Origin of the sequence: uncultured Fibrobacter sp., assembly GCF_937877005.1 — a bacterium.
GTDB lineage: Bacteria > Fibrobacterota > Fibrobacteria > Fibrobacterales > Fibrobacteraceae > Fibrobacter.
On record NZ_CALEFV010000196.1, the window covers coordinates 1 to 11,746 of the forward strand.

Sequence of the window (11,746 nt, forward strand, 5' to 3'; positions counted from 1 at the left end):
AATCCACGGTGATACCCTTCGGGCAGGCGGCCTGGCATTCGTAAAGGTTCGTGCAAGTTGCGCAATCCTCCTTGTCAGAAGGCTTTGCTTTTTTTCTATACATTTTTCTTATAGCAATACCAAATATGACACCCATTTTTTCTCTTCAGATCCCTGCCACATTACAAGGTAAAAGAACAGACCTCCATCATTTGTCTACATTAAAAAGCATCTTCATTTTTTTTGCAGCTTCAGGAAAATCAAGTTCATTCACTACAAATGATTGAATGCCTTTTTTGAAAACCAGCCGAACAATTCCATTTTTGCCTTTTTCCACTTTATATGGGGTCGTTTTATCAAATAAAAAAATCTTTTCTCCATAAAGAGTACAAAGAATAAACTTGTCCTTAAGCCACTTTATCTCAAGGACCGTCAGGGAATGACTATAAGCACGAAAAAAGCCAAATGATGCAATCAGAAAACATATTGCCGGAGAATATCCTCCTCTTTCAGGAATTTTCAAAAAAATTAGAATTAATAAAATTAGCGAACAAAAAAATTCTACAAAGATTAGAGGTTTTCCTCCAGAAGTTGCCATCGGATAATAAATGACTTGTTCGTCTCCTTTTTCATCACATTTTATGTTTTTTTCAGTTAATTCACTTTGATTTTTGATTATCTTTTTCACAACCTTTGGGTAGTCACTTTCATCTAGTCGAAATGTTTGCCATCCTTTTTTGAAAATTAGGTAATGATCTCCAAAATTCGTTATTTCAGACTTATAGATCGCCTGTTTACCCAACAAGAATTCCTTTTCCCCATAGCGTGTAACTAATACAAATTTATCTTTGAACCATTTTACCTTCAAAACTTTCTTTGAGAAAAGATAAACAAAGAACGCCAAAAAAAGTTCCATCGGCACGAAAAAGAACCACAGAAAGCCTTTCTCTTCTATCATACACCATGCTACTACGCCCAATATCATAAGGCTTACCATATAGAGGATCGCCATAACGTTTATAACAAACTTGTCGGTTTCTAATTTAAAGATTGTTCCGTCTTCAAAAGATTCATCATCAAAAATTTCTCTTTTTTTAACATTCTTTTTTTTCTTCTGCAATGACGGGGCCTTACCGTAATTCGGATTCAAAGCGTCACACCACAGACAACGGGGCATATCGTCTTCATATTTTCGATTGCATTTTGGACAAATCATTAATATGTACCCTTAAAAATTTGTATACCCATTACAACCGACAAATTCATAATTTAAATATAATCTTTTTTTACCGAACAGACATTATTGATCATAAATCAATCAAAAGTAAGCGATTCTTCACCCCCAACATAAAAAGAGAACTGCCTTTGGGACAGTTCTCTCTTAATGCTTTGGATCCTATCGGGGCTACGCCCCTCCAGGATGACAATGCCGGATATTAATCGTTGCGCTTGCGCCCTGCGGGCTTAAGCGCAGACTCGCGGCGCCTCGGTCATGAGCAAGCGAGCTTGCTCGCGACGCTCGGCTTGCTAGTCTTTCCCGTACACCTTTTCGGCGTAGGTCACGGTAGCGCCGAGGTATTCGCGGTTCATCTTGGCGATGTAATCCACGGTGATACCCTTCGGGCAGGCGGCCTGGCATTCGTAAAGGTTCGTGCAGTTGCCGAAGCCTTCCTTGTCCATCTGGGCGACCATGGCGAGCACGCGCTTCTTCGCCTCGACCTTGCCCTGGGGCAAGAAGCTGAGGTGAGAAACCTTGGCAGATACGAACAACATAGCGGATGCGTTCTTACAGGCGGCCACGCAAGCACCGCAACCGATACAGGCGGCAGCGTCGAAGGCGCGGTCGGCATCAGCCTTGGGCACGGGAATCGTGGAAGCTTCAGGAGCGGCACCGGTGTTCACAGAAACAAAACCGCCAGCCTGGATGATGCGGTCGAATGCGGTACGGTCCACGGCGCAGTCACGGATAACCGGGAATGCGGCGGCGCGCCACGGTTCGATCACGATGGTGTCGCCATCCTTGAACTTGCGCATGTGAAGCTGGCAAGTGGTGGTCGCATGGTCGGGGCCGTGCGGCATACCGTTGATGACGAGAGAGCACATGCCACAAATACCTTCGCGGCAGTCGTGGTCGAAGGCGAAGCCTTCCTTGCCCTGCTTCATCTGTTCTTCGTTCACGATGTCCAGCATTTCCAGGAAGGACATGTCCGGAGAAACATCGTTGATCTTGACAGTTTCGAACTGTCCCTTGGTCTTGGCATCCTTCTGACGCCAAATCTTCAAAGTCAAATTCAGTCCGCTCATTATTTGTAGCTCCTAGTAGCGAGGTGGACGTTATCAAAGGTAAGAGGTTCCTTGGAAAGTTCCGGTGCGACACCGTCGCCCTTGTACTCCCAGGCACCCACGTAGCAGAAGTTCTCGTCGTCGCGCTTGGCTTCGCCTTCCGGAGTCTGGCTTTCTTCGCGGAAGTGGCCGCCGCAAGATTCCTTGCGGTGCAGGGCGTCGAGAGTGAGGACTTCGGCGAATTCGAGGAAGTCAGCCACACGACCGGCACGTTCCAGGTTCTGGTTGAAGGAACCTTCGGAACCGAGCACGTTGACGTTTTCCCAGAATTCGGCACGGAGGGCCGGAATCTTCTCGAGGGCGGTCTTCAGGCCGGCCTCGTTACGGGCCATGCCCACGTATTCCCACATGATGTTACCGAGTTCACGATGGATATCGTTGACTGTGCGGTGACCCTTGATGGAGAGGAGCTTGTGGATGCGTTCTTCGGTCTGCTTCTTGCAGTCTTCGAACGCGGCATCGGATTCGGAAACCTTCTCGAGCTTGGTGCCCGCGAAGTAGCCGCCGATGGTGAACGGAATGACGAAGTAACCGTCGGAGAGGCCCTGCATAAGAGCAGAAGCGCCGAGGCGGTTTGCACCGTGGTCGGAGAAGTTGGCTTCACCGAGAACGAAGCAGCCCGGAATCGTGGACATCAGATCGTAGTCCACCCAGAGGCCGCCCATGGTATAGTGGATGGCCGGGAAGATACGCATCGGGACCTTGTACGGGTCTTCGTCGGTAATCTTTTCGTACATCTGGAAGAGGTTGCCGTACTTGGCAGAGACACCGGCAACGCCCATGCGCTGGATAGCGTCGGCGAAGTCGAGGTACACGGCCTGCTTGGTGTTACCCACGCCGAGACCTGCGTCGCAGACCTGCTTGGCGTTACGGGATGCCACGTCACGGGGCACCAGGTTACCAAAGCTCGGGTACTTTTCTTCGAGGTAGTAGTAACGATCTTCTTCGGGGATCTGGTCCGGGCTGCGAGTGTCGCCAGCCTTGCGCGGAACCCAAATACGGCCGTCGTTACGGAGAGATTCGCTCATCAGAGTGAGCTTCGACTGCAGGTCGCCGTGGCGAGGAATGCAAGTCGGGTGAATCTGCGTGTAGCAGGGGTTAGCGAACAGGGCGCCGCGCTTGTAGGCACGGAAAGCAGCCGTCACGTTAGAACCCTGGGCGTTGGTAGAAAGGTAGTAGACGTTACCGTAACCGCCGGTGCAAAGGCAGACAGCGTCACCCACGTGGCTTTCGAGTTCGCCAGTGATGAGGTTACGGACGATGATACCGCGGGCCTTGCCGTCGATCACGACGAGGTCCATCATTTCGCGGCGGGGGAACATCTTCACCTTACCGGCGGCAACCTGGCGCATAAGTGCCTGGTAGGCACCGAGCAAGAGCTGCTGACCCGTCTGACCGCGGGCGTAGAACGTACGGGAAACCTGCGTACCACCGAAAGAGCGGTTGTCGAGGAGGCCACCGTATTCACGACCGAACGGAACACCCTGGGCGACGCACTGGTCGATGATGAGGTTCGAGTTTTCGGCCAAGCGGTGCACGTTGGCTTCGCGAGCGCGGAAGTCACCGCCCTTCACGGTATCGTAGAACAGACGGTAAACGGAGTCGCCGTCGTTCTTGTAGTTCTTGGCAGCGTTGATACCACCCTGGGCAGCAATGGAGTGTGCGCGACGGGGGCTATCCTGGATGCAGAAAGACTTGACATTGTAACCAAGTTCGGCGAGGGAAGCGGCAGCGGATGCACCGGCAAGGCCAGTACCAACCACGATTACCGTGAACTTACGCTTGTTGGCGGGGTTCACCAGCTTGAGTTCGAACTTGTGCTTGGTCCACTTTTCTTCGATGGAACCACCGGGGATTTTAGAATCAAGAATCATTAGTGGGCTCCTTAAAATTAAGCGTTAAAAGAAACTTCGACGGTGCCAACAGAAGGAATCACGAAAGAAGTCTTGGCGGCTTCCTTTTCCTTCTTCATCTGTTCGTACTGCGGCTGGAGGCTGCGGGACTTTTCGATGAGGGCCTGGGTACCCGGCTGGTTAGCGAGGTAGAAGGCGGCAACGGCGGTGATGCCGAAACCGAGGGCAACGATAATGCTGTAAGCGATACCGGCGATGTCGATAATCGGGGTCCACTTCTGGTGAGCAATGCCCATGGTCTGGAAGGCCGAAGAAATAGCGTGGAACAGGTGCATACCGATCACGAACATGCTGACCACGTAGAATGCAGCCCAAGCCGGGTTAGCAAACATTTCGATGGTGGTGAGCCACATGTCGCGGACGATTTCGCCCTTGTCGTTCAGGTACAGGTAGTGTTCACCGAACTTGAGCATCATGAGGTGCTGCACGAGGAAGCCGAGAATGAAGAGACCGGACCAGATCATGGTGAAGGTTGCGAAAGTCTTCTTGCCCTTGCGAGCGTTGACTTCGTAGTCGATGCCACCGCGAGCCTTCTTGTTCTCGATCTTCAGCTTGATAGCAAGGAAGATGTGGAGAGCGAAAGCAGCCACCAGCACCAGTTCAACAAGATAAATCATCTTGATCGGGAAGTGGAGCGGGTTGAATCCGGTCAGGAATTCGGTGTAGGCATTGTAAGATGCCTGGGCCGCAGCCTGATCGAAATTCAGAAGCTGGAAGTTACCACACATGTGGCCGAAGATGAACAGGGCGAGGAACGCGCCTGTGCATCCCATGATCTGCTTCTTACCGATAGAGGAGGTAAGATACTTGACGATCCATTGCATTGAGTTGTGTCTCCTTGAGGGGGGTTATTTTTGAAACTTAGAGGACGCAGCAGGCCTTGAGGCTCGGCATTTCGTAAGCGTAGCGTTCGTCTTCCTTGAACCAGAAGTCCAGTTCGCGCTTGGCGGATTCGGGACTGTCGGAGCTGTGCACGACGTTTTCGGTCATGGAAGGGGCAAAATCGTAGCGGAGGGTACCGGGTTCCGCCTTAGCCGGATTGGTGGCGCCGTTGATAGCGCGAACCTTGGCAATGGCATTTTCGCCGCCGAGGGCGAGCATCACGGACGGGCCCTTGGTCATATAGGCTTCGAGTTCCGGGAAGAACGGCTTTTCCACGTGTTCAGCGTAGAAACCGCGAGCATCGGCAGAGGTCATCTGGTGCATCTTCACGGCGCAGACGGAGAGGCCTGCAGCGATGTAACGGTCGATAATGCGGCCCATGAGACCGGATTTCACGGCATTGGGCTTGATCATTGCAAATGTCATTTCCATAGTAGGTACCTTTTGTTTGAAAGTATGTGAAATATAGATAATTACTCTTCGGACTCAATTTTCTTCATCAGGTCTTCGGCGAGTTTTCCGCCACTCTTGATGTTGTCGACAAGCCACTGGGCAGATTCCTTGAGTTCGCTATTCGGATACTTCTGGAGGAACTCTTCAAGCACTTCGAGAGCCTTGTCGTTCCAGCCCAAGTTTTCGTTGAGCATAAAGCCGCGACTGAACATGGCCTTTTCAGCATTCGGAGAATCAGGCCACATCCGGTAGTAGGCATAATATTCGCCTTCCGCATCCAGGAAATTTTCATCTTCCGCCAGCGCCACGCCCATTTCATAGGCCACCTTTTTAAACAAACTATCGTTATCGGGGTATGCGTACATGACACGACGATAAACCTGGTGGGCATCATACGCTTTTCCAGCCTTATAGAGCGAATCTGCTCGAGGAATCTGTATTTCCGCAAGCAAATCCGGCTTGCAAACATACGCATCCCCATAATAGTGGACTTTTCCTTTATAAAACGCTTCAGTTGCCAAGCGTTCCAGAACCAATTGCTGCACTTCTTCGCTTCTACGATTATAAATGAGCGGAACGCTTTCATCGAAAGTCTTACCCGCATAAATCATGCGATAGCACATGATATATTCATGCCTATAAAGATTCATCGGGAATGCTACCACCTTACGAAGGTCTTCCTTCGCCTGCTCAAAGGAATATCCCTGATGTATCGGAGAACCAATTCTGTCATACCAAGCCTTCAATGTATCTTCAGAAATAGCATCCATCTTCATAACGCGTTCATAATAGCGTTCTGTCAAAAAGTCCCTGCGGAATTGACGGACAAGCGCCCTAAATTCCCAAGAGTGGTCAAGCTTTGCCTCTATAGCTGCAGAAGCAAAAGCGAATTGATGCGCAAACTTGTCAACAAGATTTTCATGCCATTTCAAAAGCAGCGGATTTTTAGACATTCGGGCAAAACGCCGTTTCAGATCACCTTCGGTCATCAAAGTCTTTCCATTTTGGAAAATCAGTCCCACAGAAGAGGCATATTCGTCAAACTCCACATTCTGCGAGACTCCGACGACACTAGACTTCGCACGATCAAAAGGCTTTATCTCTGCCGGTATGGCCGACTTCAAAAAGAACCGATGATAAGCCGATCCATTATCCGAGCGAACCGGTTCCGTCACGAAACCTTCTTTTTTCCCTTCAAGTATTTCAGAAAGTCTTGACACCATCCCTATCCCATATGGAAGGGCGAAATCCTTCTTAACCTTGCCAACATAACCGCTATCCGCAGCTGTCAACTTGTTCAGGCTTTTGTGATATGCCACTTGTTTGAATTGATCAAGTGTTGCATTTTCAGGAAGAATATTCAACAAAGACACAGAATCCTTCCCCTGAACATGATAAACCTCATATCCAGGAACCGTCTTGAAAAGATCCATATGCCGGTTGTAATAATCAAGCGTATCTAAAGCAGGAGCCTCGAGAACGCTGATATGCTGATCCTTCAGGATGTTATTCTGTATTTCCATCCGCATTTCGCGAAGGTGCTGTGCGACAAAGCTATCCATCATGGCAGTGGTATCTACATCCTTTCCTGTCGAATTCTGCTTCAGGAACGCATCAAACGCTTCTCGATTCTTCAAAACGAAATAATGTTTTGCTACTTCATGACGAATAGCAATGTAATTACCCGTAGAATCATTCTTAAACAACTGGCGATTCAGGTTGTAAAAATTTTCAAGTTCAGCATCCGAGAACATCAGACGATCTGTCGCATAGAATTTCTGAAATACGAGCTGTAAAATCAGAGGTTCCACATCTTTATAATATGTTTCCCATTCCTCCCGCAACTCAGGATATTCCGACAAAGCTCGGGATACCAGGGCAACCTTGGAATAAAGATGACGGAACAGATACCAAGCCGTATCACTCTTTATGGGGCCTTCCGTACTTGTCAAAAGGCTCAGGTCCTCCTGATAAACCTTTTCATCATTTATGCGAGCGAGGAGAGAATCTTTTTCTCCTATTCCATTACAAGCACTCAACATGCACAAAGACACCAATGCGAGCGCAATAGACCATATTTTTTTCATCCGCATCCTCATCAAATCGATTTGGCGAGTCATACCAACAATTTCAAAGCAATATAGCAAAAATGAAAAATCCCCAGCATTCAACTGGGGACTTAAAAGGGGCACCGAGTAACTTAGCCAACGAAGATGCGTCCGTTGCGGAACAGCTGCATCCACGGGCCGTCTTCACCCCATTCTGCCGGGTGCCAGGAGTACTGGCAGGTACGGAACACGCGTTCGGGGTGCGGCATCATCACGAGGGCGCGGCCGTCTTCGGAGCAGAGGCCGTTGATGCCGAACGGAGAGCCGTTGGGGTTCAGCGGGTAGCGTTCGGTGTATTCGTGCTTGCCGTCCACGTAACGCAGCGCCACAAGACCGGTCTTCAGGCAGGCTTCGGCGGCTTCCCGGCTAGCGAATTCCGCGCGGCCTTCGCCGTGTGCGACCGCAATCGGGAGCACGGAGCCTGCCATGCCCTTGAGGAGCACGGCCGGAGTGTCTTCGACCTTGAGCGTGCAGAAGCGGGCCTCGAAGCGTTCGGAGAGGTTCTGCACGAAGCGCGGCCAATGCTTAGCGCCAGGAATCAAGTCCTTGAGGTTAGAGACCATCTGGCAGCCGTTGCAGACGCCGAGCGTGAAGGTGTCCTTGCGGTTGAAGTAAGCCTCGAATTCGGCGCGGGCCTTCGGGTTGAAGAGGATGCTCTTGGCCCAGCCTTCGCCGGCGCCGAGCACGTCACCGTAGCTGAAGCCACCGCAAGCCACGAGACCGTTGAAGTCCTTGAGGCTTACGCGGCCTTCGAGAATGTCGGTCATGTGAACGTCGATGGATTCAAAGCCTGCCTTCTGGAAGGCGGCGGCCATTTCCAGCTCGCCGTTGACGCCCTGTTCACGGAGGATTGCCATCTTCGGGCGGCTTGCGTAATCCTTGATAATCTTGGCGGACGCCGCCACGTCGAAGGGGACCTTCGGCGTGATACCCGGATTGTCCTGTTCCAGCTTGAGCTTGTATTCGCTTTCGGCACAATCCGGGTTATCGCGGAGAGCCGCGATGCGGCGGGTCGTGTCGCTCCAGATGGCGCGGAGATCCGAGAGGCCTTCGGCGTAGTCACCGATGACCAGGTTGTAAGAATCATTGAGCGTACCGATTTCAGAAACGGTATCGCCGAGACCAGCAGCAGCAAATGCGTCACGCACAGCAGCGAGGTCGGCGTTCTTCACCTGCAGCACGGCACCCAATTCTTCGTTGAACAAAGTGTCGATGAGGTTGCCCTTGAGGGCGTCAGCCTTCACCGTCACGCCCACGTGGCCTGCGAATGCCATTTCGGCAAGCGTCGTGTAGAGGCCGCCATCGCTCTTGTCGTGGTAGGCCATAATCTTGCCAGCCGCATTGAGCTTCTGGATGGTCTCGAAGAAGGCACGGAGTTCCTTAGCGGAATCGACATCCGGAGCCTTATCGCCGAGGTTGTTGTAAACCTGAGCAGCGATGGAAGCACCCATGCGGTTCTTGCCGCGAGCGAGGTCCACGAGAACGAGCGTAGAATCCTTATCCTGCAACAGCTGCGGGGTGAGCGTCTTGCGCACATCGGCGCAAGGAGCAAAGGCACTGATAACGAGCGAAATCGGAGCGGTCACGCGGTGGCTACCCTGAGCGTCAGACCATACGGTGCTCATGCTCATGGAGTCCTTGCCCACCGGAATCGTGATGCCAAGTTCCGGGCAGAGTTCCATACCAATAGACTTTACGGCTTCGTACAAGTCGGCGCCGTCGCCTTCGTAGTTCGGCGTGGCCATCCAGTTTGCGGACAAGTTTACGCGGCCCATATCAGGCACGCAAGCAGCAGCCATATTCGTAAGGGATTCAGCCACCGTCATGCGGGCAGCGGCAGCCGGAGAAATCAAGGCAACCGGGGCGCGTTCGCCCATACTCATGACTTCACCTTCGTACGTGTCGAGCGTTGCGCTGGTCACGGCGCAGTCGGCGACAGGCACCTGCCACGGGCCAACCATCTGGTCGCGGCAAATCATACCCGTCACGCTACGGTCGCCGATAGAAATGAGGAACGTCTTATCGGCGACTGCCGGAAGATGAAGAACCCTCGTAAACGCATCAAGCGGCTTTACACCTTCGAAATTCGCTTTCTCGAACGTCTTTTTCACGCGGGACACTTCTCTTTTCATCCTTGGAGGTTTGCCGAGAAGAACCTTGATATCCATGTCGATGGGGCTGTCGCCGAAATGCGAATCGTCAAGCACGAGCTGTCCGTCGCCGGTAGCTATTCCTATGAACGCCACAGGGCATCTCTCGCGTGCGCAAAGCTGTTCGAAGAAATGTTTTGCCGAAGGCTTGAGCGCCAGAACATAGCGCTCCTGCGATTCGCAACACCAGATCTCCATCGGGTTCATCGACGGCTCTTCGTTGTGGATTTTGCGAAGCTCGAATTTGCCGCCGGTCGCTTCGACAAGCTCCGGACAACCGTTTGAAAGACCGCCTGCTCCGATATCGTGGATTGAAACGATTGGGTTTGCCTTGCCGAGATAACTGCATGCGTCGATGACGCCCTGGCAACGGCGCTGCATTTCAGCGTTGCCGCGCTGCACAGAATTGAAATCGAGCGCTTCTGAGTTCGTGCCTGTCATCATGGAAGAAGCCGCTCCTCCGCCAAGCCCGATTCTCATGGCAGGCCCGCCTATCTGGACGATCAGTGCGCCGACTTCGACATCGGCTTTTTTCACTTGACTGCGTCTGATGGTGCCCATGCCGCCGGCGAGCATGATGGGCTTGTGATAACCGCGAAGTTCTCCGGCGACTTCTCCTTCGTAAGTGCGGAAGAAACCGCAAAGCTGCGGACGTCCGAATTCATTGCCGAATGCGGCTCCTCCTATCGGGCCTTCCGTCATAATCTGCAACGGAGTGGCTAAGCGCCTGGGGAAATCGGCATAGACTCGCTCCCAAGGCTGAGGAAAGCCGGGGATACGGAGGTTTGACACCATAAAGCCGCAAATTCCCGCGACCGTGCGCGACCCTCTGCCTGTTGCGGATTCGTCGCGTATTTCTCCGCCGACACCGGTAGCGGCGCCCGGATACGGGGAAATGGCTGTTGGATGATTGTGAGTTTCCACCTTCATCAACTGGTCAAGCGAGTCCTTTTTGAAGGAATACACGTTGTTTTCCGGATTTATCGCGAAAACGTCGGTCTTGAAGCCGGCCACGACGGAAGAATTGTCCTTGTACGCCGAAAGCGTATCCTGAGGACGCTTCTTGTGCGTATTTTTAATCATCTCGAAGAGAGAATGTTTTTTCTTCTTCCCGTCGATTACGAATTCGGCGCCGAAAATCTTGTGGCGGCAATGTTCCGAGTTCACCTGCCCGAACATGGTAAGCTCGGTATCGGTCGGATTGCGACCTGCCTTAATGAAACTTTCAGCGAGATAGTTCATTTCCTTTTCGCTGATGGCAAGACCCATTTCGTCATTTGCTTCGCGAATCGCCTCGACGCCTTTCGCGAGCACGTCAAACGACCTGCCGGGGCGAGGCTCGTCTATGTTGAAAAGGTCTGAAACATCATTATATACTCCCTCGGTCATCTTGTCGTACAAAGCGTCAAGAGCTTCTCCCGAAACAGGAAGCGAAAAAGAATATTTGACACCCCTCTCGACACGCTTGACAGACTTCAAAGCGCAATTTCTGAAAATATCGGTAGCCTTTGAGCTCCAGGGCGAAATGGTTCCTTTGCGAGGAAATACGAAAACTTCATTTTCGCGGAGTTTTGGACAAGTGCCGTCTGCATTGAGAAGTTCCGTAGCCCGTTTAAGGTCGTTCGGGTCGATCTTTTCGCCTGCAAGCTCCATGGCGTACACCCATTTCGCCTCGATTGAAAGCTTTTTGCAGATTCCGGCTTTGATCATCGCGTTTTTAAGCGATTCGAGACGGAACGGCGAATATGCATCGCCACCGATAAGCAGAATCATGGTGTTTTTCTCCTTGAAATAGAGTTTGATAATAAAATTTGTTTCATTTGAGGTAGTATGGATGAAGATTTTTTATAGAAATGTTTTGTTGCTGATTATGAAAAAGTTATTGCTTCTTGTTGTCTTGATTTTTGTGGCTGTGTCG

At 51.3% G+C, this 11,746-nt stretch carries 7 protein-coding genes; all 7 read right to left on the minus strand.

The window, feature by feature from the left end:
• Nucleotides 1-187: 187 nt before the first annotated feature.
• The 7 genes from Q0628_RS09115 to purL all read right to left on the minus strand — a co-directional run bounded on the left by Q0628_RS09115 (nucleotide 188) and on the right by purL (nucleotide 11,601).
• Nucleotides 188-1,156 (minus strand): hypothetical protein, encoded by a 969-nt coding sequence (locus Q0628_RS09115; protein ID WP_298770309.1) that lies wholly within the window; start codon nucleotides 1,154-1,156, stop codon nucleotides 188-190.
• A 350-nt stretch (nucleotides 1,157-1,506) separates the two neighbouring features.
• The gene (locus Q0628_RS09120) at nucleotides 1,507-2,283 is read right to left on the minus strand and encodes a succinate dehydrogenase/fumarate reductase iron-sulfur subunit (RefSeq protein ID WP_014547104.1); all 777 of its coding nucleotides are present in this window, start codon (nucleotides 2,281-2,283) and stop codon (nucleotides 1,507-1,509) included.
• On the minus strand, nucleotides 2,283-4,196 hold the full coding sequence (locus Q0628_RS09125; RefSeq protein WP_072978799.1) for a fumarate reductase/succinate dehydrogenase flavoprotein subunit: 1,914 nt from the start codon (nucleotides 4,194-4,196) through the stop codon (nucleotides 2,283-2,285). Before Q0628_RS09125 ends, Q0628_RS09120 begins: the two co-directional genes overlap by 1 nt.
• 17 nt (nucleotides 4,197-4,213) lie before the next feature.
• A complete protein-coding gene (locus Q0628_RS09130) occupies nucleotides 4,214-5,059 on the minus strand; it encodes a succinate dehydrogenase cytochrome b subunit (RefSeq protein WP_298770311.1) in 846 nt (281 codons plus the stop codon).
• A gap of 37 nt (nucleotides 5,060-5,096) precedes the next feature.
• Nucleotides 5,097-5,549: a nucleoside-diphosphate kinase gene (gene ndk / locus Q0628_RS09135; protein ID WP_163438727.1), complete on the minus strand. Its 453-nt coding sequence runs from the start codon at nucleotides 5,547-5,549 to the stop codon at nucleotides 5,097-5,099.
• A 41-nt stretch (nucleotides 5,550-5,590) separates the two neighbouring features.
• The gene (locus Q0628_RS09140) at nucleotides 5,591-7,657 is read right to left on the minus strand and encodes a hypothetical protein (protein ID WP_298770314.1); all 2,067 of its coding nucleotides are present in this window, start codon (nucleotides 7,655-7,657) and stop codon (nucleotides 5,591-5,593) included.
• Between the two features lie 113 nt (nucleotides 7,658-7,770).
• Nucleotides 7,771-11,601: a phosphoribosylformylglycinamidine synthase gene (gene purL, locus Q0628_RS09145; RefSeq protein WP_298770316.1), complete on the minus strand. Its 3,831-nt coding sequence runs from the start codon at nucleotides 11,599-11,601 to the stop codon at nucleotides 7,771-7,773.
• Nucleotides 11,602-11,746: the final 145 nt, after the last annotated feature.